Consider the following 21,316-nt stretch of genomic DNA (forward strand, 5'->3'; position numbering starts at 1 on the left):
CTAGTCTGCCTGCCACCCTGGCAGGAGGCACGCGATGCACGTACATATCCTTGGAATCTGCGGTACCTTCATGGGCAGCCTGGCGCTGCTGGCCCGTGAGCTTGGCCATCGGGTCAGCGGCTCGGATGCCAATGTCTATCCGCCGATGAGCACACAGCTGGCGGCGGCGGGTATTACCCTGCAAGACGGCTATGGTGCGGACAACCTCGTGCCGCGCCCGGACCTGGTCATCATCGGCAACGCCCTGTCCCGGGGTAATCCTGAGGTGGAAGCGGTGCTCGAGGCTCGGCTTCCCTACATCTCAGGCCCTCAGTGGCTTGCCGAGCATGTCTTGCCCGGACGGCGGGTGATCGCCGTTGCCGGCACCCACGGCAAGACCACCACGGCAAGCCTGACCGCCTGGCTACTCGAGGCGGCGGGTCTCGAACCCGGCTTTCTGATCGGTGGGGTGCCGCGCAATTTCGGCGTTTCGGCGCGTCTCGGCGGGGCGGATGCCCCCTTCGTGGTGGAAGCCGACGAGTACGACACCGCCTTCTTCGACAAGCGCTCCAAGTTCGTGCACTACCGCCCCGAGATCGCGATACTCAACAACCTTGAGTTCGACCACGCCGATATCTTTGCCGACCTCGCGGCCATCGAGCGGCAATTTCATCATCTGGTGCGCACCGTGCCGGGCGATGGTGCGCTGCTGGTGGCGGACGGTGAGCCGGCGCTGGACCGTGTGCTGGAGCAGGGCGCCTGGACGCCGGTCAGCCGCTTCGGTACCGCGGCCGAGAGTGACTGGCGGTTTAGCCTGGAGGCGGCCGATGCCAGTCGTTTCCGCGTACAGCATGCCGATGAAGGGGGGCGCGAGGAAGCGACGGTGCACTACGGCCTGAGCGGTGAATATAACGCGCGCAATGCGTTGGCCGCGCTGGCTGCCGCTCATTGCCTCGGCGTAGGCCTAGAGGCGGGCGCAGCGGCGCTATCGCGCTTCGAGAGTCCGCGGCGCCGCCAGGAACTGCGCGGCGACATCGCGGGTATTCGCGTCATCGACGATTTCGCCCATCATCCGACTGCCATTGCCGCGACGCTTGGTGGCCTCAAGGCCGGCGGTGACGGTCGCCTGCTGGCGGTGATCGAGCCGCGCTCCAATACCATGCGGCTTGGCACCCTGCGCGCTCGCCTGGCCGATAGCGTGGCGGCGGCCGACGCGGTCTGGTGGTATCAGCCGGCAGGCCTCGACTGGTCGCTGGACGAGGTGGTCGCGGCAAGCCCCGTCGCCTCGCGGGTGATCGATGATCTCGATGCCCTGGTCGCTGCGGTAGTGGCCGAGGCCAAGCCGGGGGATCGCATCGTGGCGATGTCCAACGGTGGCTTCGGTGGTATTCACGAGCGGTTGCTCGCTGCCCTGGAGGTGGCTCATGGCTGAATCTCACCTATCGCCCCAGCGATCGGCGCAAGGATCGGTGGCCGAGGGCTTCGCCTTTCCGGTCACCGTGGCGTTGACTGGCGCCTCTGGGGCCCAGTACGGCCTGCGTTTGATCGAGGCGCTGGTGGCGGCGAACCATGAAGTCTGGGTGATGATCTCCAAGGCGGCTCATCTGGTGATCGCCACCGAGACCGACGTCAAGCTGCCGGCACAGCCGGAGCGGCTTACCGACGCCCTGTCGTCGCGCAGCGGGGCGCGGCCGGGGCAGATCCGCTGTTTTGCACGAGAGGACTGGATGGCGCCGGTGGCGTCAGGCTCAGGGGCGCCCTCGGCGATGGTGGTTTGCCCCTGCTCCACCGGGTCGCTGTCCGCGATTGCCTGCGGGGCCAGTAATAACCTGATCGAGCGGGCCGCAGACGTGGCCCTGAAGGAGCGTCGCACCCTGGTGCTGGTGCCTCGGGAAACGCCGTTCTCGGCGATTCACCTCGAGCACATGCTGAGTCTGACCCGGATGGGCGCCGTGATTCTGCCGGCCGCGCCTGGCTTCTATCACCAGCCGGCCAGCATTGATGATCTGATCGACTTTATCGTCGCCAGAATTCTCAACCAATTAGGCATAGAGCATCGGCTGATGCCCCGCTGGGGCGAGTCGCCGGCGAGCGATGGCAGGGAAGGAATATGATTGCAGTGGCCACTTTGTCGGTATTCGTGCCGACCTTTTTTCTGGTGTCACTGACGCCGGGCATGTGCATGACGCTGGCCATGGTGCTGGGGATGACTCAGGGTGTGCGCCGTGCGCTGTGGATGATGGTGGGCGAGCTTGCCGGCGTTGCTTTGGTGGCGGTGTCCGCTGGGGCGGGGGTGGCGGCGCTGATGCTGGCCCAGCCAGCGCTGTTCACCGCCTTCAAGTGGCTCGGTGGTGCCTATCTGGCGTATCTGGGCATCATGATGTGGCGTGAACGGGGGCGTATGGCGATCCCCGAGCTGTCCGGCGAGCAGCAGGCGGTTGGGCGCCGCACGCTGATGATGCAGGGATTCGTGACCGCGATTGCCAATCCCAAGGGCTGGGCCTTCTTCGTGGCACTGCTGCCGCCGTTTCTCGATGCCAGCCGCTCGTTGGCGCCGCAGCTCGCGGTGTTGGTGACGATGATCCTGGCCATCGAGTTTCTCTGCCTGATGCTATATGCCGCAGGCGGGCGCAGCGCCGGGCGGCTGCTTGGCAATGCCGGGCACGTGCGGCTGCTCAATCGCCTGGCCGGTACCCTGATGATCGGCGTTGGTGCCTGGCTGGCGCTGGGCTAGGCCGCGGGCCGATGATTTCCGGGCCAGACGTTTCGTTCGGGAGACTGCGCAGCGGCCTAGACCGGCGGTAGCCAGATAAGTCGAATCACCAGCAACGTCAGCGACGCCAGGGCGAGGCGCAGCCATGGCGCGTCGTTCATTGGTCGATGCGGCGTACGATGATAGCTGATATTGACCATGGCACAGCCCATCAGGCCCAGCAGTACGCCCCCGAGCAGGTCACTGGCCCAGTGTACGTCCAGCACCAGCCGCGACAGCGCCATTGGTATGCAGACGAGGATTGCCAGCCAGTAGGCCATATGGCGACGCTGGGAGATGACCTCCCGGGCGAAGAAGGCCGCCGCCAGGCCGAATACCAGCACCGATATCGAAGTATGGGCGCTGGGGTAGGAGGCGGAATCGGCCAGATAAGCTGGGGCCTCGGGCCGTAAGCGGCCGATCAGGTGCTTGAGCAGGGTGTTGGCCATGGCCATGCCGGCAAGCCCTGTAGCCAGATGCAACAGGGCCGTTATATGCCGCCTTGCCAGCAACCATGCCGCCCAGGGCAGGCAGAGCGCAATGATACCGGCGGCATCGCCGATTTTGGCCATTCCCACTGCCGCCCGCGTCAGCCAGGGCGATTGGATGGCCGTCATCAGGGCGCGAATCTGTTCGTCCATGACCAGAGGGCCGTGGGCATCCAGTACGGCCAGGGTCCACAGGCAGAAACCGGTGGACGACAGCACCAGCAGGCTTAGCGAGGCCAGTGGGATCTCGCCGTGAGGCTGTGAGCCGAGTCGCTGCCACAGCCGGCTGCTCCAGGGGCGTGCCAGGGCCAGTCTGGCTAGGCGCCGATAGAGCCAGCCCTCTTTGGCCAGCTGATGGCGCAGCCAGGAAAATGCCAGTGCCGCAAGGGCGGTGGCGACGGCGAGCAAGATCAGCCACTTGTCACTGCCTGCTGGCAGAGTCAGCAGTTCTTTCCAAGTGCGTCCCAAGAGGTAGCCCGGTAGCACATAGGCCGGCGCCCAGACCAGCGCCGAGGCGATATTGGCCCACGCAAAGGTATGGGGGCGCATATGCATCATGCCGGCGATCATGGGGACGACCGGTCGCACCGGGCCGGCGAAGCGGCCGAATGCCACCGACAGGGTGCCATGACGTTGGAAAAAGCGCGTGCCGTGGGTGAGCCATTCTGGGTGGCGAGAGAACGGCCAGAGTCGCGGCACGCGCTCGCGCTGGGTGTAGCCCAAGGCAAAGCTCAGTGTGTCTCCCACTACCGCGCCCAGGAAGGCCGCCAGCAAGACCAGCGGGATCGCCAGCTGCTGATGCCCCGCTAGCGAGGCGGCGGCCGTGATCAGTACCACGCCGGGTACGACCAGCCCGATGACCGCCAGGCTCTCCACCAGGGAAATAACGGCGATAGCCAATATCAGCAAAGATGGCGAGGGGGTGAGCTGATACATCCAGTCGACAAGGCTCATGGTGTGCTGTCCACTAGGGCGCGTTCCTTGATGCGTAGGCGCTGTTCGAAGGCTGACAGGCTTTCGCCCGGGTGCAGGGTGCAGGCGACCACCATGGCGCTGAGGTGGCCGGTTTCGCTGATCGCGGTGTCATTGAGCATGGTAAGCAGGCGGTTGCGTGTCATCAGGGCATCGTTTTCGTCGGTGCCGGGCAGCAGCATCCACAGCAGGGATTCGCCGGTGCGACCAAGCGTGTCATCCAGCCTGCAGCTGCGACGAGCCGCTTGGCAGAAGCGCTGCAGCAGCTCCAGGCGCAGTCGGGCGCCGAACTGTTCGTGGGCCATTTCAAGCTGTGGCAGATGGATCACTAGCACACTGAGTCGGCGACCGAGCGCATTGGCACGCTTGTGCTCCTGAGGCAGGCGCTCGGCGATCATGTCGCTTGAGAGGGCGTCGCACTCCGGGTCATGTGGCGAGGTCAGCTTGTCCAGGGTTAACTGGCGCATCATTTCCCATTGCGCCAGGGCGCCGGCCAGGCTGACCGCCAGGTAGGATAGTGTTGCGATCAGCGATGGCCCGTTGCCGTTAAGTAGCAGCCATACCGGGGCCATCAGCAGGTTGACGTAAAGGGCATACCGCATCGAGAGCAGCAGCGTCGTTAGCACCGGCGGAAACCCCAGCCAGAGTATGTCTGGCGTCTGGCCGTTGCGTATCAGCTCAGCACAGAGCAGGTAGCTTGCCAGCAGGGTGATGATAGCGGCAGCACGACGTGCGGAGGGTGTGCCAAGGCTCATCAGCGTGGCGGTCAGCAACGCCATGCTCAGCGCTGCCGGCAACAGGATGCGATCGAATTGGCCCATCTGGTAATGCCAAAGGGCTGCACCCGCGGTCAGTAGGGTGATCCAGGCATGGAAAACGCAATAGAGCCATGAGTGAGGCAAGCTGTCCTGATTTGGCATGAGCCTACTCCTCCTCAATGATGACCAGTGGCTGGCGCTGGTCCCTGAGCGCCTGATATTCGCTGGCCAGGGTCAGCGGTCGAGCTAGGGTGATAAACCGGCAGCGCAGCGGGGTGGGCATGCCATCCAGCAGGAGATTGCGTCGCTCACGGGCCTGTTCGAGATCGCTGCTGATCAGCAGGGTGGCCAGGGTGCGGTTATCGAGTTTGTAACAGGCCTCATAGTCGTTGATGTGCAGACTAAGTCGGTCCATCAGTGGCCAGAATTGGCGGCTTTGGGTGCGCAGAAGTACTAGTTCGGCATATGAGCCTTCACGCTCGCTGCGAACGACTTCGCGGGTCAGGTCGTCCCCCAGTTGGTGGGCCGACCACAAGGGGGCGCCGGGTATCAGTCGCCGTCGCCGGCCGACCCTGAGCCAAGCGGACTGCACCTCGCGGGCGCGGGCGAGGCCCAGCAGCATCAGGCCAACCAGCAACATGGTAACCAGCAGTGTCTGGCCGACATCGAGGTCGGTTTGTAGTTGCCAAGTAGCGTAGCCCGCCAGAAGGCCATGCAAAATCATCAGCCAGATAGGCTGCGGCAGCATCAGCAGCAGGGCAAAACACCACAGCCAGGCGGTCTGATGCTGTGGGTCGACAGTGAACAGGCCTGCCAGGAAAAAACTGGGCAGCAGTTGCCAGGGGACGCGGGACGGCCAGCGGACGCTGCGTTTTAGCGTCAGCGATGAGCCAGTCAGCCAGAGTCCTGCAAGCACCAGTAACATGCCGCCGGGTAGCGTGGGGGCCGACAGGGCCAGCAGAATTAAAAGGAGAGCGCACCCCAGCATGGCCGCTTGCAGCGGGGCGACTTTGTACTTGCTTCCCATGGGCCTTATATTGTTTCCCTTGCGCAAACTTGTATGACGATACCGGCCCTGGAGCCGCCTACGAGGAGTCTTTGTTCAGCATGTCAGCACACTACTCAGAGGCCGTCGCCGGTAATGGCGGCATGACGCCCATTACCGATGTTGATGCCTACGTGACTCAGCTGGGTCAGCAGGCCAGCTCCGCTGCTGCCATGATGCGGCGTTGCACCTCGGCTAGCAAGAATTCGGCACTGCTGGCGATGGCCCGACACCTCGAGGAGTCGCGCGCCAGTGTTCTCGAGGCGAACCGTCAGGACCTGCTGCGTGGTCGTGAAGCGGGCCTCGATGATGCCCTCTTGGATCGGCTGGCGCTGGATGATGCTCGCGTCGATGCGATGATCAGTGGCCTTGAGCAGGTCGCCGGGCTGCCTGACCCTGTCGGCGAGATCGATGGCTTGCGGGCGCGACCCAGCGGCATTCAGGTCGGTCAGATGCGTGTGCCTCTGGGGGTGATCGGCATCATCTACGAGTCTCGGCCCAACGTCACCCTGGAGGCTGCCAGTCTGTGCCTCAAGTCCGGTAATGCCTGCATTCTGCGCGGCGGTTCCGAGGCCCGAGACAGCAATGCTGCCCTGGCGCTCTGCATTGCTGCCGGCCTTGCCGAAGCTGGGCTGCCCGCGGCGGCCGTGCAAGTGGTGGCGACCACTGATCGCGCTGCGGTAGGGCGTTTGATCGCCATGCCCGAGCACGTCGATGTGATCATCCCTCGTGGCGGCAAGTCGCTGATCGAGCGCATTACGCGCGAGGCTCGGGTGCCGGTCATCAAGCACCTCGACGGCGTCTGTCACGTCTACGTCGACGCCACGGCCGATCTCGACAAGGCGCTGGCGATCGCGGTGAATGCCAAGACCCAACGCTATGGCACCTGCAATACCATGGAGACCCTGCTGCTGGACGCGCCGGTTGCCGAGGTGCTGCTGCCGAGGCTCGCCGCGGCCTATGCCGAGCACGGGGTCGAGCTGCGCGGCTGTCCGCGTACCCAAGCCCTGTTGCCCAGCGTGGTGCCTGCCGAGGAGGCCGACTGGCATGCCGAGTATCTGGCGCCGGTGCTGGCGATTCGAGTGGTCGATGGCATCGATGCGGCAATGGATCACATCGGCCATTACGGCTCTCATCATACCGATGCCATCGTTACCGAGCACTATGGCTTGGCACGCCGTTTCCTGGCCGAGGTGGACTCCAGCTCGGTGGTCGTCAACGCCTCGACTCGCTTCGCCGATGGTGTCGAGTACGGTCTGGGCGCCGAGATCGGCATTTCCACCGACAAGCTGCATGCTCGTGGCCCGGTGGGCCTCGAGGGCCTGACGACCCGCAAGTACGTCGTGATGGGCGATGGGCATGTGCGCACTTGATGCGAGTTCCGCGGGCGCTGCGATGAGTCGCCCGCCTCGTGTGGCGATGCTAGGCGGGACCTTCGATCCTGTGCACCTGGGCCACCTGCGCAGCGCCGTCGAGCTGCGCATGCAGCTGGGGCTGGATCGCGTACACATGATTCCGGCCCATGTGCCGCCTCATCGCGCGGCGCCGGGGGTGTCCAGCACCGAGCGTCTGGCGATGCTGCGCGCCGGTATCGGCGATACGCCGGGGCTCTATGCCGATGATCGTGAGCTCAGGCGTGAGGGGCCGTCATATTCGGCCGATACCCTGACAAGTCTGCGTGAGGAATACGGCAGCGAGGCGCGGTTATTGATGGTCGTGGGCCACGATGCCTTTTTGAAGCTTGCCAGTTGGCATGACCCCGAGGAGCTCTTTGCTCTGGCGCATGTGGTGGTCATCGATCGGCCCGGTCATGCGGCTCCCTTGCCGCCAGTTCTTCAGGAACTCATTGCCGGTCGCGAGGTCAAGGACTCCGACGCGTTATTCGATGCGCCGCATGGCAGCCTCATGCGGCTGGCGCTGCCCAGTCGCTTGGCGGTATCCGCCACCGCCATCCGCGGTTGGCTGGCCAGCGGCGAGAGCGTGCGTTACCTGCTGCCCGAGGCGGTGCTATCGCATATCGCCAGGGGTGGGCTATATCGCGGTGAATGAGGCGCTGTCGCCTGGGTCTCAAACGGGTAGAATAGGCGTCGAACCATGCATTTATGAATGAGGCGATATGCACATCGATGTTTTGAAACCCCTGGTCGTCGATGCCCTGGAGTCACTGAAGGGCCAGGACATCACCACCCTAGACGTATCCGATCTGACCGACGTCACCGATCAAATGCTGATCGTTAGCGGGACATCCAGCCGCCACGTGGCGGCGCTGGCCAATAGTGTGGTCGAGACCGTCAAGGAACATGACGTCATGCCGCTTGGCGTTGAAGGCCAAAGCGGCGCCGACTGGGTACTGGTCGATCTCGGTGATCTGGTGGTTCATGTGATGCTTCCCGAAGCCCGTGAGCTCTATGATCTCGAGCGGCTGTGGACCGAGCTGCCCCGTGATGGCGCCCACGAGCGTCAAGGCGGAGGCCTGGCGTGAAGCTGCGCGTGCTGGCAGTTGGCACGCGCATGCCTGACTGGGTAGAGAAGGGCGTTGAGGAGTATCGCAAGCGCCTGCCCAGGGACTTCGCCTTGGAAATACACGAGATAGCCCCCGGTGCCCGAGGCAAGAACGCCGATACGGCGCGAGCCATTGCCCTTGAAGGCGAGCGGATGCGTGACAAGCTGCGCGGCAACGAGCAGCTTGTTGCGCTGGAGGTGGGCGGCAAGCCCTGGAGCACCGAGCAATTGGCGAAGGAGGCTGACCAGTGGCGCTTGGAAGGGCGCGATGTGGCCCTGCTGATCGGTGGTCCTGAGGGCCTGGAACCCCAACTGTCGGCGAGCGCCCATCAGCGCTGGTCGCTGTCACCGCTGACCTTGCCGCACCCGCTGGTGCGCATCCTGCTGGCCGAGCAGCTCTATCGAGCCTGGACCCTGCTGGTCGGCCACCCTTATCACCGTTGAGTCGTCTAAGCCTTAGGGCTGTCGCTCCCGTGGAGAGTGATCGTTTTGATGTTGTCGGAATCCGCGAGTGTCCTTCATGCGTAAGCATCGTCAGGCGCTGAAGAATGCCCGTCAGGAAATGCATACCTTCCGCGTCCGCTCGCTGGTCGCGGCTTGCCTGGTGGTTCTGCTCACCGGTGCCTTGATGGCGCGGCTCGTCTACCTGCAGGTGGTTCAGCATGATGTCTATATCACGCGTTCGGAGAACAACCGCGTGCGGGTCGAGCCCCTGCCGCCCACTCGCGGGCTGATCTATGACCGTAACGGCGAGCTTTTGGCCGAGAATCGGCCGACCTACAACCTGACGCTGGTCCGCGAGCGAGTCGATGACATCGATGCCACCCTGGCGCTGCTGATCGACCTTCTCGATCTGCCCGATGCCGAAATCGACGCCTTTCGTGAGCGTTCCCGCCAGCGCCAGCGACCCTTCCAGCCGGCCTTGTTGATGAGTGATCTCAGCGAAGAGCAGATCGCCAAGCTCGCCGTGAATCGTTATCGGCTGCCGGGGGTCGAGGTCGAGGCGCAGCTGCTGCGCTACTACCCGGATGCCAAGATCATGTCCCATGCGCTGGGATTTGTCGGGCGGATCAACGCAGAAGAGCTCAATCAACTGGACCCCGGCAACTACGCCGGTACCCACTTCGTCGGCAAGACCGGGGTGGAGCGGTACTACGAGGATGAGCTTCACGGCCAGGCAGGGCTGCGCAAGGTGGAAACCAATGCGCGGGGGCGGGTGCTGCGCGAGCTAGGGCGTACGGACCCGGTGCCAGGCAAGAACCTGACCCTGACCATCGACAAGGACCTGCAGTCTCTGGCCGTCGATCTGATGGACGGCCGGCGCGGTTCGATCGTGGCCATTGCCCCGAAGACCGGCGAAATTCTTGCCATGGTCTCGACGCCCGGGTTCGACAGCAACCAGTTCGTGACCGGCATTGATGTGGCGTCTTACCGGGCGCTACAGAACGATATTGACTTGCCGCTGTTCAACCGCGCGGCTCGCGGCCATTACCCGGCGGGCTCGACGGTCAAGCCTTTCATGGCGCTGTCGGGGTTGGTCGAAGGTGAGATCACGCCCAGCGATACCATCTATGATCCCGGCTATTACCAGTTGCCCAACGACTCACGGCGCTATCGCAACTGGCTGCGCTGGGGGCATGGCAAGGTCGATATGGAGCGCGCCATCACGGTGTCCAACAACACCTATTTCTACAGCCTGGCCCATGAGCTGGGTATCGATGCGATCAGCAAGCATATGCATCAATTCGGCTTCGGTGAGCGGGTGACCCAGGATGTCTATGGCGAGAGTACTGGCCTGATGCCCTCGCGGGAATGGAAGCGCGAACGTTTCAACCAGCCCTGGTATCCCGGCGAGACCCTGTCGGTGGGTATCGGGCAAGGCTACCTGCAGGTCACCCCCCTTCAACTGGCGACGGCCACGGCCGTGTTGGCGAACCGCGGCCACTGGGTAAAACCGCGGCTGGCCAAGAACATCGGTGACGAGGAGGTGCCGGTCGATCTTCCGGATACCAAGCAAGACATCACCATCGAGAATAACGAATGGTGGGATGACATCTATGCCGGGATGGAGAACGTGCTCTCTGGGCGCGAGGGTACGGCGCGTCGCGCCGGCAAGGGTCTCGAGTACCGCATGGGCGGCAAGTCGGGTACGGCGCAGGTGTTTTCGCTGGGGCAGGACGAGAAGTACAACGCCGATGAGCTTGCCGAGCGGCTGCGTGACCATGCGCTGTTTATTGCCTTTGCCCCGGTGGATGATCCCCAGATCGCGATCTCGGTGATCGTCGAGAATGCCGGTGGCGGCAGCAGCCATGCGTCTTACCTGGCACGCGACATGGCGGATGCCTGGATATTGGGTCGCGACGATAAAGAGACTGACGATGACTCCGAGGGAGATGGCGCATGACGGTGTTGAGTGATCTGACCCGCTCCTTGCGCGCCCGCCCCGTCAGGCCGCCTCAGAGTGGCATGTCGCGTCGCAAGAGTCTGTGGATGCGTGTGCACCTGGACCCCTGGCTGCTGCTGCTGCTTGTGGTGTTGATGGGGGCAGGACTGATCGTGCTTTACAGTGCCAGCGGACAGAGCATGGCCGTGGTAGAAGCCCAGGCCATTCGACTGGGCGTGGCCCTGGTGGTGATGGCTGGGTTGGCTCAGCTATCACCGGTGACCCTGATGCGCTGGGCACCGCTGGCCTATGGCGGAACCTTACTGATGCTGGTGGCGGTTGAGGTCATGGGGGATGTCGGCATGGGGGCCAAGCGCTGGCTGATCATCCCCGGGGTGATGCGCTTTCAGCCCTCTGAGCTGATGAAGCTGGCGATGCCGATGATGCTTGCCGCTTACCTGGGGCGGCGCCAGCTGCCGCCTCGAGTGCCGGACTTGATGGTCTGCGCGCTGATCTTAGCGCTGCCCGTGGTGCTGATCGCTCGTCAGCCGGACCTGGGCACCTCGCTACTGGTCGCGACGGCGGCGGTGTTCGTGGTGTTGCTGGCTGGGCTGTCCTGGCGTTTCATCGCCTTTTTCAGCGTGTTGATCGCATCAGCCCTGCCGCTGCTGTGGATGAACATGCATGACTATCAGCGCCAGCGCGTGCTGACCTTTCTCAACCCCGAGAGCGACCCGCTGGGTGCCGGTTGGAACATCATCCAGTCGACCACCGCCATTGGTAGTGGCGGAGTGTTCGGCAAGGGCTGGCTCGAGGGCACCCAGTCTCAGCTCGAATTCCTGCCCGAACGCCATACGGACTTCATCGTCGCGGTACTTGGCGAGGAATTTGGTCTGATAGGCATGTTGGCGGTGCTGTGTCTGTATCTGCTGATCGTCGCGCGGGGCCTGTGGCTCTCCAATGGCGCTCAGGACAGTTTCGGCCGCCTACTGGCGGGCAGTATCATTTTGACCTTCTTCATCTATGTATTCGTCAATGTGGGCATGGTCAGCGGTATCCTGCCGGTGGTGGGTGTGCCCCTGCCGTTGGTCAGTTACGGCGGGACCTCTAGCGTGACCTTGATGGCCGGTTTCGGTATTCTCATGTCCATTCATTCCCATCGGCGGTTGCTGCCCCGTTAGGGGGCGTTGACCACGGAGAGCCCTGATCGATGATTGCAGGACGTACGACAAGGAAGCTGTTGCCCCTCATCGCCGGGCTTGGGCTGGGCCTTTGCGCCCAGGCGGTGAGTGCCGCCGACAGGCAATACGATGCGCATTTCGACCCGTCCACGCACCCCAAGGTGGCGGCACTGGTCGACGAGCTGGTGGAGCAGGGCATCGAACGAGACTGGCTGACCGATACGCTGAGCGACGCCGGCTATCGGCAGTCAGTGCTGGATGCCATGGCGGGCGCCGCTGAACGCCACCTGCGCTGGGATCAGTATCGTGCGATTTTCCTCAAGCCCGCCCGCATCGAGCGCGGTGCCGCCTTTATCGCCGAGCATCGCGAGGCCTTCGACCGCGCCGAGGCTGTGTATGGCGTGCCGGCCCCCGTGATTGCCGCCATCATCGGCGTTGAGACCGATTATGGGCGCGTGACCGGCAGTCACCGGGTGCTAGATTCGCTGGCCACGCTGGCCTTTCATCACCCCAAGCGTGGTGACTTCTTCCGCGGCGAGCTGGCGGCCTTCCTGGAAATCACCCACCAGGCCGGCGTTGCCCCGGGCAGCCTCAAGGGCTCCTATGCCGGCGCCATGGGCTATCCCCAGTTCATTCCCACCAGCTATCGCGCCTATGCCGTCGACTTCGACGACGATGGGGTGCGCGACCTGTGGCGTAACCCGGTCGACGCCATTGGCAGCGTGGCCAACTACTTCGCCGAACATGGCTGGCGCCCAGAGGGCGAGCTTTATGTAGACGCCAGCGGCCCCCAGACGCCACCGGCGTCGATTGACTTCAATCAGACCCGGCCGCCCTATGCCAAGCTCTCAACCCTGGCCGAGGCAGGGGTCGAGGCCGAGTCGCCAGATCGCCTGGCCGCCAACGCCGAGGTGATTCCGTTGGCGCTGGATCTTGCCGATGGCGCCTATCGCTACCGGCTTGGACTGCATAACTTCTATGTGATCACTCGCTACAACCATAGCCACCTCTACGCCATGGCGGTGACGGAGCTGGCTGAGGCGATTGCGCGGGAGGAGTCGGCATGAAGCCATTGTGGATACTGCTGCCGGCCATCGCCCTGCTGGCAGGCTGCGCCGCTGGGGGCGGTAGCGTGCAGCCGGTCAGCTCGGCAGAGCCAGCGGCGGCGGCCCCCGGTACCGCCGGCGGCCGCTATGCCATGTCCAGTGATGCCTATCCCGAGACGCCGCCCGACGTGGCCAATGTGCCCGATGCGGTGCCACGCCCTGAACCGCGCGCCAGTGGCGGCAATCGTTCGACCTACGAAGTCTGGGGCAAGACGTACCATGTGCTGGACGACCCGCGGGGGTATCGGCAGGAGGGCACGGCCTCCTGGTATGGCAAGAAATTTCATGGCTATGCCACCGCCAGCGGCGATATCTACGACATGTATGAGATGTCGGCGGCCCACCGCTCCCTGCCGCTACCGAGCTATGTCCGGGTCACCAACCTGGATAACGGTCGTCAGGTGATCGTGCGGGTCAACGACCGGGGCCCCTTCCACGGGAGCCGCGAGATCGACTTGTCCTATGCGGCGGCGGCGCGGCTCAATATTCTAGACCGAGGCACCGGCCGTGTCAGGGTCGAGGCGATTGACCCGGTGGCCTGGCAAGCTCGCCACTCCGGCGGGACGCCGGCGCCAGTCGACGCCGCCGCCGGCACCACGGCCACAGCTAGCCGCACTGCGCCGGTGCAACAAGCGGCGCCTGATCGCGACGCCGTTGAAAACGCCGACACCGACGGTTCGCTTTTTCTCCAGGTCGCGGCCTTGGGGTCCCAGGGTAACGCCCAGGCTCTCAAGACCCGCCTGGAGGACGAGCTCGACCAGCCGGTTCGCGTGACCAGCGACGCTCGCCTGCATCGTGTGCAGGTGGGCCCGCTGGCCGCTACTGGGGACCTTGAACCGGTGCGCGAAGCCTTGCGTCGTGCAGGCTTCGATCAGGCCCTGGTGATTCATGACGGCACCTGAGACGCGTGCCGCTGTCCCATTTAACTTCCTTCGCTCAACGCCACGAGAAATGTTGTCATGAAAGTCTCACTGTTCCGCGCCGGCCTTGGCCAACGCCTGATGTCCGCGCTCCTGCTGTGCCTGTTGTGTTTTGCCCTGCCGCTCCAGGCGCAGGAGGTCGACAGTCCCCGACCACAGACCATGATTCCGTCGCCGCCGAGTCTCGCGGCCTCGTCCTGGATCCTGATGGATGCCGATACCGGCGAAGTGCTGGTCAGTCATAATGCCGACGAGCGGCTGCCGCCGGCCAGCCTGACCAAGCTGATGACCGCTTACCTGGTCGAGCACGAGCTGTCGCGCGGCAACATCGACCGCGATGACCAAGTGCTGGTCAGCGAGAAGGCCTGGCGCACCGGTGGCTCGAGGATGTTCATTCAGGAAGGCTCCCAGGTAAGCGTCGATCAACTGCTCCAGGGTGTCATCATCCAGTCCGGTAATGATGCCAGCGTGGCACTTGCCGAACACATTGCCGGCGGTGAGTCCGCTTTCGCCGACCTGATGAATCAGCAGGCGGATCGCATGGGAATGGTCAACACCCATTTCGCCAACGCCACCGGCCTGCCGCATGAGAATCACTATTCCTCGGCGCACGACCTGGCGCTGCTGGCTCGCCACATCATTAATGACTACCCGGAGCAGTACAAGGTCTACGCCGAGAAGGAGTACACCTATAACGATATTCGTCAGCCCAACCGCAACCGCCTGCTGTGGCGTGATTCCAGCGTCGATGGCCTGAAGACCGGTCATACCGAAGCCGCGGGCTACTGCCTGGTGGCCTCGGCCAAGCGCGACGACATGCGGCTGATCTCGGTGGTGATGGGCACCGACTCTGACGAAGCGCGTGCCCAGGAATCCCAGAAGCTGTTGAGCTACGGCTTCCGTTTCTTTGAAACCATGGAGCTCTACCCGCAGGGTGCCGTGCTGGCTACCCCGCGCATCTGGGGCGGCGAGAAGAACGACCTGCGTCTGGGCGTCGACCGCGAAGTCCGTATGACGGTGCCTCGCGGCCGTGGCGAAGAGCTGGCGGCGCGCCTGAACCTGCCAGAGTCGATCGATGCCCCGGTGGAAGCAGGGGAGCGCCTTGGCACCCTGGAAATCAAACTGGGCGACGAGGTGATCGGTGAGCGCCCGCTGGTGGCGCTGGAAAGCATCGATCAGGGCGGTATCTTCAAGCGTCTGCTGGACACCGTAAGGCGCTTCATCAGCGGTCTGTTCGACTGAGCGCGATGGGTCGCGATGAAGACAGCGGGCGGCCCTATGGCCGCCCGCTCTTGGTTGAGGGGAATAGGTTGAGTAGAATACTGGGACAAATCATTCCTCGAGTACGCTCATGACCGACAAGTCCCTGCGGGACATGCGCCTTGCCGGCGCTCCCGCGTCAGCTCACGCAACCGAACTCGAATACCCCTGTGACTATTCACTGAAGATCGTCGGCGATGCCGTCGACGGGTTGAGCGAGTTGGTGATCAAGATTGTCGAAGACCATGACCCGGCCTTCGACCGAAAGACCGTGCGCCTGGTGGACAGCCGTAACGGCAAGTTCCAGTCGGTGCGTCTGACCATCACTGCCACCGGTCCCGAGCAAATCGCCGCCCTGCATGCCGACCTCAAGGCCTCTGGTCGCGTACACATGGTGATCTGATGGCCGAACTCGAGGTCTATCGGCTTGGTCGGCAGCCTTATCTGCCGGTCTGGCAGGCCATGCGTGAGCTCACCGACCATCGCGGGCCCGACCAGCCTGACCAGATTTGGCTTGTCCAGCATGATCCCGTTTTCACTCAGGGGCAGGCCGGCCGCCCGGAGCATCTGCTGATGCCCGGCGATATTCCGGTGGTCGAGACCGACCGTGGTGGGCAGGTGACCTACCATGGCCCCGGGCAGTTGGTGATCTATCCGCTGCTCGACGTCAAGCGTGCCAAGCTTGGCGTGCGCGACCTGGTCACTGCGCTGGAAGACGCCGTGATCGATGCCCTCGCGGAGCACGGTGTTGCCGCAAGAGCGCGCCCGGATGCCCCGGGGGTCTATGTGGGCGATGCCAAGATCGCTTCTCTGGGGCTGCGTATTCGTCGTGGATGCAGCTTCCATGGCGTGGCCGTGAACCTGGCCATGGATCTGTCGCCTTTTGGGCGTATCAATCCCTGTGGCTATGCTGGAATGGCCATGACCCAACTCGCCGACCTGGTCGATGACGCCCCTGACCTAGAGGCCGAGACGAATCGACTGGTCCGTTGTCTGGCCGCACGGCTTGGCAACATGCAACTCACCGACAAGCCCGGCATGCCGCCTTCTCTGGTTTCCGACCAGAGCGCGAGTGCCTAACGTTTACGAGCGCAGGATATCCTGATCATGACCGAAAGCACCGCTACCCCCGTGACCCCGTCCACCGCCGATGCTGCTGCCGCCAAGAAGAAGGCCCGGGTCGAGCGCGGCGTCAAGCTGCGCGGCGCCGAGAAGGTGGCCCGCATTCCGGTCAAGGTGATTCCTACTGACAACGTGCCGCGCAAGCCGGACTGGCTGAAGGTGCGTATGCCGATCTCCCAGGAGGTCACGCGCATCAAGCAGACCCTGCGCAAGCATGGCCTGCATACCGTCTGTGAAGAGGCGTCCTGCCCCAACCTGGGCGAGTGCTTCAACGGCGGCACCGCGACCTTCATGATCCTCGGTGACATCTGCACCCGCCGCTGTCCGTTCTGTGACGTCGCCCACGGCCGTCCCAACGCGGTCAACGAGAAAGAGCCGCGGGAGCTCGCCGAGGCGATCGCGGAAATGCGCCTCAACTACGTGGTGGTTACCTCGGTAGACCGCGATGACCTGCGCGACGGAGGGTCGCAGCACTTTGCCGACTGCATCCGCGAGATTCGCAACGATAGCCCGGATATCGAGATCGAGGTGCTGGTGCCGGACTTCCGTGGCCGCATGGAAGTGGCGCTGGATACTCTTGAGCAGACGCCGCCGGATGTCTTCAACCACAACCTGGAGACGGTGCCGTCGCTGTATCGCAAGGTGCGTCCGGGCGCTGACTACCAGTGGTCGCTGGACCTGCTCAAAGGCTATAAGGAGCGTCGCCCGGATGTGATGACCAAGTCTGGCCTGATGCTCGGCGTCGGCGAGACCGACGAGCAGGTCATCGAGGTGATGCGTGACCTGCGGGCTCATGGCGTCGATATGCTGACCCTGGGTCAGTACATGCAGCCGTCCAAGAACCACCTGCCGATCGATCGCTGGGTGCACCCGGATACCTTCGACTGGTTCGCCGAGCAGGGCAAGGCCATGGGCTTCAAGCACGTGGCATCTGGCCCGCTGGTTCGCTCGTCCTACCATGCCGACCAGCAGGCTCACGGCATCGAGGTCAAGTAAGCCGCGATCGTGATATGGACTTGCCGATAGCCACGCTTTGGCAGATGCAAAAAGGCCGCGCCCCTCGGGGCGCGGCCTTTTTCGTCCTGGGGCGACACTCGTGTCAGGCGTCGTCGTCTTCCAGGTCCTCGTCGAGCTCTTCGGCAGCATCGGCGTGGGAGAGGCGCAGGCCTTGGGGCGGCAGGGGCGTGCCGTCCAGGGTCGGTCCCTGGGCACCCAGGGTGAGGCGACCCTCGAGGAACCAGCGCACGGCGATCGGATAGATCAGGTGTTCGCGGCTCTGGACCTTCTGCTGAAGGCTGTCCTCGGTGTCCTCCGGGGTGACGTCGACGGCCGCCTGTACCACGACCGGGCCGCCATCCAGCTCCTCGCTAACGAAGTGTACGCTAACGCCATGCTCGCTGACGCCGTCGGCCAACGCTCGAGCATGAGTGTGCAGACCCTGATAGGCCGGCAGCAGCGAGGGATGGATATTGAGCATGCGGCCATAGAAGCGCTGCACGAAGCGCGGCGTGAGGATGCGCATGAAGCCAGCCAGCACCACCAGGTCCGGCTCATGGCGCTCGATCACCTTGATCAGAGCGCCATCGAAGGCCTCGCGGCTGTCGTATTCACGGTGGGGCAGGGCGACCGCCTCGATGCCGGCATCCCGGGCGCGCTTGAGGCCGTAGGCATCGGCCTTGTTGGAGATCACGGCAACGATCTCGCCGCCCAGCTCGTCATAGGACTGGGCATCGATCAGCGCCTGCAGGTTGCTGCCGCTGCCTGAGATCAGCACCACCACCCGGGGCGTGCTGGCCTGCTCGGCTTCGAAACCGTTGAGGGTGTCGGTTGCCTCGCTCATGCCTTGAGGTTCTCCAGCTTGACCTGTTCTTCCTCGCCGCTGCGCGCGACGATCTCACCCAGGCGATAGACGGTCTCGCCCTGAGCGCCCAGGTGCGCCATGGCGCTTTCGGTGTCGTCGGCGGAAACGGCGATCACCATGCCGATGCCGCAGTTCAGGACACGATGCATCTCGTGCTCATCGACGTTGCCCTGGGCCTGCAGCCAGTCGAACACTGCTGGACGCGTCCAGGCATTGACGTCGATGCGGGCGCCGAGGGTCTCGGGCAGTACCCGCGGGATGTTCTCGGATAGGCCGCCGCCGGTGATGTGAGACAGCGCATGCACCGAGACGCCGCTTTGCTTGATCAGCGACAGCAGCGACTTGACGTAGATGCGGGTCGGGGCGATCAGCGCCTCGCGCAGCGGCACGCCGTCGATGTCGGTGTCGAGGTCCGCACCGCTGATTTCGAGGATCTTGCGGATCAGTGAATAGCCGTTGGAGTGCGGGCCGGATGAGGCCAGGCCGAGCAGGACGTCGCCTTCACCGACGCGGCTGCCGTCAAGAATCTCGTCCTTCTCGACCACGCCGACGCAGAAGCCGGCCAGGTCGTAGTCGCTGCCTTCGTACATGCCGGGCATTTCGGCGGTTTCGCCCCCCACCAGGGCACAGCCGGACTGGGCACAGCCCTCGCCGATGCCGGTCACCACGTCGGCGGCGATGTCCACATCGAGCTTGCCCGTGGCATAGTAGTCGAGGAAGAACAGCGGCTCGGCGCCGGCGACGACCAGATCGTTGACGCACATGGCCACCAGGTCGATGCCGATGGTGTCATGTTTGCCGAGATCCATGGCGAGGCGCAGCTTGGTGCCGACGCCGTCGGTGCCAGAGACCAGCACCGGCTGGCGATAGCCGCTAGGCAGCTCGCAGAGTGCGCCAAAGCCGCCAAGGCCACCCATTACCTCGGGGCGAGTGGTACGCTTGGCGACGCCCTTGATGCGATCGACCAGGGCGTTACCGGCGTCGATGTCCACACCGGCGTCCTTGTAGCTCAGCGAGGCGGAATCGGCGGAAGAAGTAGAAGAGGAGTCCGACGGGCTGCGGGTCATGGGCTTTCCTGTCGCAATACGATCATCAAGTGGGGCAAAAGTGGAACGGAATTGTAGCATCGTGAGGGCCGCGCCGCACCGTGGAGAGACACGCGAACAGGGAGAGATGCAATGCGCAGACAGTGGTGGCTAGTCCTGGGCCTGGTCGGCTTGATATGGCTGTTCGTCAGTCTGCAGCCGATACTGACGCCTTTCTTCATCAGCATGATACTGGCCTACCTGGGCGACCCGCTGGCCGACCGACTGGAAGCGCGCGGCCTGTCGCGGCGGTTATCGGTATCGCTGGTGTTCCTGTTGCTGAGCGTCATCCTGCTGCTGGCCTTGTTGCTGCTGGTGCCCGTGCTCGGCCGTCAGCTAGGCCAACTGATCGAGTCGCTACCCGCTATGCTCAACTGGGTGCAGGCCACCGTGGTGCCCTGGATTCAATCACTGACCGGCCAGGACTTCAGCACGGATATCGACGCTCTGCGACAGGCCCTGATGTCCAATTGGAAGGAAACCGGGACTTTTGCCGCTACCCTACTGGCGCAGGTCTCCCGGTCGGGACTCGCGGTTGTGGCCTGGATCGGTAATCTGGCGCTGATTCCGGTGGTGACTTTCTATCTGCTGCTCGACTGGGATCGGCTCACCGCCAAGCTGCATGGTTCGCTGCCGCGCCAGTGGGAGCCGGCAGCGGTTCACCTGGCGCGGGAGTGCGACGAGGTGCTGTCGGCTTTCCTGCGTGGCCAACTGATCGTGATGCTGTGTTTGGGCATCATCTATGCGCTGGGGCTTACCGTGCTTGGCCTGCGCTTTGCCCTGCTGATCGGTCTGCTGTCAGGGCTGGTCAGCATCGTGCCCTATCTCGGCGTCATCGTCGGTATTTCGGTGGCGGGTATAGTCGCCATCTTCCAGTTCGATAGCTGGCTGCCGCTGCTTGGGGTCGGAGCGGTGTTTGCCGTCGGCCAACTGGTCGAGAGCCTGGTGCTGCAGCCCAAGCTGTTGGGCGACAAGATCGGCCTGCACCCAGTGGCGGTAATCTTCGCCGTGCTGGCCGGTGGGCAGTTGTTCGGCTTTACGGGGGTGCTGTTGGCCCTGCCGGTGGCAGCGGTAATCATGGTAGTGTTGCGCTATCTCCATGAACACTATAAAAACAGTACCTTATATGATGCTCATGGCACTGAACGCCAGGATGAGGAGGCTTCATGAAGCCCGGTGCAGCGCAGCTCCCACTCGGTGTGGGCATGCGCGACGATGCGACCTTTGCCAACTTCCAGCCTAGCGGCAACGAGGCGCTGGTCGGCGCCCTGCGTGCCCAGCTCGATGAGTCGGGCGAGCCTTTCCTGTTTCTGTGGGGTGGCGAGGGCGTTGGCTGCAGTCATCTTTTGCAGGCGGCCTGTCACGAAGCCAGCGATCGCGACAAGCGAGCGCTCTACCTGCCGCTGGACGAGCTCGGCCATTTTCCGCCGCATATGCTCGAGGACAGCGAACGCCTGGACCTGGTGGCCATCGATGACCTGCACCGGGTGCTGGGGCGCAAGCGCTGGGAGGAAGCGCTGTTTCATTGCTTCAATCGTCTGCGCGATGCCGGCAAGCGGTTGGTGATCGCTGCACCGGCAGCGCCTCGCCAGCTCGATATCAAACTGCCTGATCTCGCCTCGAGGCTGACCTGGGGCATGACCTTTCACGTCAAGCCGCTAGACGATGTTGGCCGTTTCGAGGCCCTCAAGCTGCGCGCACGGGTGCGTGGCATGCAGCTACCCGACGAGGTCGCCCGTTACATCCTGCATCGCGGGCCGAGGCGCCTGGGCGATCTTTTCGCCACCTTGGAAACCCTCGATCAGGCCTCGCTTTCAGCCCAGCGCAAGCTGACCATTCCCTTCGTCAAGCAGGCGCTTGACTGGTAAGTCGACGTCACCTGCTTGCCTGGCCTGCTACCAG

At 63.8% G+C, this 21,316-nt stretch carries 22 protein-coding genes; 17 read left to right on the forward strand and 5 right to left on the reverse strand.

All coding sequences use genetic code 11. From position 1 onward, the window contains the following. Positions 1–34 precede the first annotated feature (34 nt). From mpl to BLR71_RS13395, 3 genes are read left to right on the forward strand one after another with little or no spacing between them, the layout of a single operon-like run. Entirely contained in the window at positions 35–1,411 is a 1,377-nt protein-coding gene (gene mpl / locus BLR71_RS13385) for a UDP-N-acetylmuramate:L-alanyl-gamma-D-glutamyl-meso-diaminopimelate ligase (protein ID WP_092527360.1), read from the forward strand. Continuing rightward, a complete protein-coding gene (locus tag BLR71_RS13390; RefSeq protein WP_092527362.1) occupies positions 1,404–2,093 on the forward strand; it encodes a flavin prenyltransferase UbiX in 690 nt (229 codons plus the stop codon). Before mpl ends, BLR71_RS13390 begins: the two co-directional genes overlap by 8 nt. Continuing rightward, complete coding sequence (locus tag BLR71_RS13395) at positions 2,090–2,713, forward strand: LysE family translocator (protein ID WP_175491684.1); 624 nt, start codon at positions 2,090–2,092, stop codon at positions 2,711–2,713. The genes BLR71_RS13390 and BLR71_RS13395 overlap by 4 nt, the downstream gene beginning before the upstream one ends. A 56-nt stretch (positions 2,714–2,769) precedes the next feature. On the opposite strand, the gene BLR71_RS13400 is transcribed toward BLR71_RS13395, so the two are convergent. Genes BLR71_RS13400 through BLR71_RS13410 form a run of 3 tightly spaced genes read right to left on the reverse strand, consistent with a single transcriptional unit; the run spans position 2,770 to position 5,976 of the window. After that, positions 2,770–4,173, reverse strand: coding sequence for a bifunctional DedA family/phosphatase PAP2 family protein (locus BLR71_RS13400; protein WP_092527365.1), 1,404 nt, complete (start codon positions 4,171–4,173; stop codon positions 2,770–2,772). Next, entirely contained in the window at positions 4,170–5,111 is a 942-nt protein-coding gene (locus BLR71_RS13405) for a diguanylate cyclase domain-containing protein (protein WP_092527368.1), read from the reverse strand. Before BLR71_RS13405 ends, BLR71_RS13400 begins: the two co-directional genes overlap by 4 nt. Positions 5,112–5,115: 4 nt before the next feature. Further along, on the reverse strand, positions 5,116–5,976 hold the full coding sequence (locus tag BLR71_RS13410) for a hypothetical protein (RefSeq protein ID WP_092527377.1): 861 nt from the start codon (positions 5,974–5,976) through the stop codon (positions 5,116–5,118). Between the two features lie 80 nt (positions 5,977–6,056). Here BLR71_RS13410 and BLR71_RS13415 point away from each other — a divergent pair, with 80 nt between their 5' ends. From BLR71_RS13415 to lipA, 12 genes are all read left to right on the forward strand, one after another. After that, complete coding sequence (locus BLR71_RS13415; protein ID WP_092527379.1) at positions 6,057–7,367, forward strand: glutamate-5-semialdehyde dehydrogenase; 1,311 nt, start codon at positions 6,057–6,059, stop codon at positions 7,365–7,367. A gap of 22 nt (positions 7,368–7,389) precedes the next feature. Then, on the forward strand, positions 7,390–8,043 hold the full coding sequence (gene nadD, locus BLR71_RS13420; RefSeq protein WP_092527381.1) for a nicotinate-nucleotide adenylyltransferase: 654 nt from the start codon (positions 7,390–7,392) through the stop codon (positions 8,041–8,043). A gap of 67 nt (positions 8,044–8,110) precedes the next feature. Beyond that, entirely contained in the window at positions 8,111–8,476 is a 366-nt protein-coding gene (gene rsfS / locus BLR71_RS13425) for a ribosome silencing factor (protein ID WP_092527383.1), read from the forward strand. Further along, the gene (gene rlmH, locus BLR71_RS13430; protein ID WP_092527385.1) at positions 8,473–8,940 is read left to right on the forward strand and encodes a 23S rRNA (pseudouridine(1915)-N(3))-methyltransferase RlmH; all 468 of its coding nucleotides are present in this window, start codon (positions 8,473–8,475) and stop codon (positions 8,938–8,940) included. The genes rsfS and rlmH overlap by 4 nt, the downstream gene beginning before the upstream one ends. A gap of 76 nt (positions 8,941–9,016) precedes the next feature. Then, positions 9,017–10,900: a penicillin-binding protein 2 gene (mrdA, locus tag BLR71_RS13435; protein WP_092527387.1), complete on the forward strand. Its 1,884-nt coding sequence runs from the start codon at positions 9,017–9,019 to the stop codon at positions 10,898–10,900. After that, on the forward strand, positions 10,897–12,060 hold the full coding sequence (gene rodA, locus BLR71_RS13440; RefSeq protein WP_092527389.1) for a rod shape-determining protein RodA: 1,164 nt from the start codon (positions 10,897–10,899) through the stop codon (positions 12,058–12,060). The genes mrdA and rodA overlap by 4 nt, the downstream gene beginning before the upstream one ends. Before the next feature lie 29 nt (positions 12,061–12,089). Further along, positions 12,090–13,127 (forward strand): lytic murein transglycosylase B, encoded by a 1,038-nt coding sequence (gene mltB / locus BLR71_RS13445; RefSeq protein ID WP_092527391.1) that lies wholly within the window; start codon positions 12,090–12,092, stop codon positions 13,125–13,127. Continuing rightward, positions 13,124–14,068, forward strand: coding sequence for a septal ring lytic transglycosylase RlpA family protein (locus tag BLR71_RS13450; RefSeq protein ID WP_092527394.1), 945 nt, complete (start codon positions 13,124–13,126; stop codon positions 14,066–14,068). The genes mltB and BLR71_RS13450 overlap by 4 nt, the downstream gene beginning before the upstream one ends. Positions 14,069–14,125: 57 nt before the next feature. Continuing rightward, on the forward strand, positions 14,126–15,328 hold the full coding sequence (locus BLR71_RS13455) for a D-alanyl-D-alanine carboxypeptidase family protein (RefSeq protein WP_422730780.1): 1,203 nt from the start codon (positions 14,126–14,128) through the stop codon (positions 15,326–15,328). 109 nt (positions 15,329–15,437) lie between these two features. Further along, positions 15,438–15,749 (forward strand): HP0495 family protein, encoded by a 312-nt coding sequence (locus BLR71_RS13460; protein ID WP_092527397.1) that lies wholly within the window; start codon positions 15,438–15,440, stop codon positions 15,747–15,749. Continuing rightward, positions 15,749–16,426: a lipoyl(octanoyl) transferase LipB gene (lipB, locus tag BLR71_RS13465; RefSeq protein ID WP_092527400.1), complete on the forward strand. Its 678-nt coding sequence runs from the start codon at positions 15,749–15,751 to the stop codon at positions 16,424–16,426. Before BLR71_RS13460 ends, lipB begins: the two co-directional genes overlap by 1 nt. Positions 16,427–16,453: 27 nt before the next feature. After that, a complete protein-coding gene (gene lipA, locus BLR71_RS13470) occupies positions 16,454–17,464 on the forward strand; it encodes a lipoyl synthase (protein WP_092527403.1) in 1,011 nt (336 codons plus the stop codon). Positions 17,465–17,567: 103 nt separating this feature from the next. On the opposite strand, the gene purN is transcribed toward lipA, so the two are convergent. Both purN and purM read right to left on the reverse strand, forming a co-directional pair. Further along, positions 17,568–18,308 (reverse strand): phosphoribosylglycinamide formyltransferase, encoded by a 741-nt coding sequence (gene purN / locus BLR71_RS13475; RefSeq protein WP_092527406.1) that lies wholly within the window; start codon positions 18,306–18,308, stop codon positions 17,568–17,570. Then, positions 18,305–19,396, reverse strand: a complete 1,092-nt coding sequence (gene purM / locus BLR71_RS13480; protein ID WP_092527408.1) for a phosphoribosylformylglycinamidine cyclo-ligase — start codon at positions 19,394–19,396, stop codon at positions 18,305–18,307. Before purM ends, purN begins: the two co-directional genes overlap by 4 nt. A gap of 111 nt (positions 19,397–19,507) precedes the next feature. Here purM and BLR71_RS13485 point away from each other — a divergent pair, with 111 nt between their 5' ends. Then, positions 19,508–20,584 (forward strand): AI-2E family transporter, encoded by a 1,077-nt coding sequence (locus BLR71_RS13485; RefSeq protein ID WP_092527410.1) that lies wholly within the window; start codon positions 19,508–19,510, stop codon positions 20,582–20,584. Beyond that, entirely contained in the window at positions 20,581–21,282 is a 702-nt protein-coding gene (gene hda, locus BLR71_RS13490; RefSeq protein WP_092527412.1) for a DnaA regulatory inactivator Hda, read from the forward strand. Before BLR71_RS13485 ends, hda begins: the two co-directional genes overlap by 4 nt. The last annotated feature ends 34 nt before the right edge of the window (positions 21,283–21,316 follow it).

Source organism: Onishia taeanensis (assembly GCF_900100755.1).
Classification (GTDB): Bacteria; Pseudomonadota; Gammaproteobacteria; order Pseudomonadales; family Halomonadaceae; genus Onishia; species Onishia taeanensis.

Bases quoted from the DNA above. Each gene is read 5' to 3' on its own strand.
- BLR71_RS13455 (WP_422730780.1), top strand. From the start codon at position 14,126: ATGAAAGTCTCACTGTTCCGCGCCGGCCTTGGCCAACGCCTGATGTCC.
- mltB (WP_092527391.1), top strand. From the start codon at position 12,090: ATGATTGCAGGACGTACGACAAGGAAGCTGTTGCCCCTCATCGCCGGG.
- BLR71_RS13415 (WP_092527379.1), top strand. From the start codon at position 6,057: ATGTCAGCACACTACTCAGAGGCCGTCGCCGGTAATGGCGGCATGACG.
- BLR71_RS13410 (WP_092527377.1), bottom strand. From the start codon at position 5,976: ATGGGAAGCAAGTACAAAGTCGCCCCGCTGCAAGCGGCCATGCTGGGG.
- mpl (WP_092527360.1), top strand. From the start codon at position 35: ATGCACGTACATATCCTTGGAATCTGCGGTACCTTCATGGGCAGCCTG.
- purM (WP_092527408.1), bottom strand. From the start codon at position 19,396: ATGACCCGCAGCCCGTCGGACTCCTCTTCTACTTCTTCCGCCGATTCC.
- BLR71_RS13460 (WP_092527397.1), top strand. From the start codon at position 15,438: ATGACCGACAAGTCCCTGCGGGACATGCGCCTTGCCGGCGCTCCCGCG.
- BLR71_RS13400 (WP_092527365.1), bottom strand. From the start codon at position 4,173: ATGAGCCTTGTCGACTGGATGTATCAGCTCACCCCCTCGCCATCTTTG.
- rsfS (WP_092527383.1), top strand. From the start codon at position 8,111: ATGCACATCGATGTTTTGAAACCCCTGGTCGTCGATGCCCTGGAGTCA.
- BLR71_RS13485 (WP_092527410.1), top strand. From the start codon at position 19,508: ATGCGCAGACAGTGGTGGCTAGTCCTGGGCCTGGTCGGCTTGATATGG.
- lipA (WP_092527403.1), top strand. From the start codon at position 16,454: ATGACCGAAAGCACCGCTACCCCCGTGACCCCGTCCACCGCCGATGCT.
- hda (WP_092527412.1), top strand. From the start codon at position 20,581: ATGAAGCCCGGTGCAGCGCAGCTCCCACTCGGTGTGGGCATGCGCGAC.
- rodA (WP_092527389.1), top strand. From the start codon at position 10,897: ATGACGGTGTTGAGTGATCTGACCCGCTCCTTGCGCGCCCGCCCCGTC.
- mrdA (WP_092527387.1), top strand. From the start codon at position 9,017: ATGCGTAAGCATCGTCAGGCGCTGAAGAATGCCCGTCAGGAAATGCAT.
- purN (WP_092527406.1), bottom strand. From the start codon at position 18,308: ATGAGCGAGGCAACCGACACCCTCAACGGTTTCGAAGCCGAGCAGGCC.
- BLR71_RS13395 (WP_175491684.1), top strand. From the start codon at position 2,090: ATGATTGCAGTGGCCACTTTGTCGGTATTCGTGCCGACCTTTTTTCTG.
- nadD (WP_092527381.1), top strand. From the start codon at position 7,390: ATGAGTCGCCCGCCTCGTGTGGCGATGCTAGGCGGGACCTTCGATCCT.
- BLR71_RS13405 (WP_092527368.1), bottom strand. From the start codon at position 5,111: ATGCCAAATCAGGACAGCTTGCCTCACTCATGGCTCTATTGCGTTTTC.
- lipB (WP_092527400.1), top strand. From the start codon at position 15,749: ATGGCCGAACTCGAGGTCTATCGGCTTGGTCGGCAGCCTTATCTGCCG.
- BLR71_RS13450 (WP_092527394.1), top strand. From the start codon at position 13,124: ATGAAGCCATTGTGGATACTGCTGCCGGCCATCGCCCTGCTGGCAGGC.
- BLR71_RS13390 (WP_092527362.1), top strand. From the start codon at position 1,404: ATGGCTGAATCTCACCTATCGCCCCAGCGATCGGCGCAAGGATCGGTG.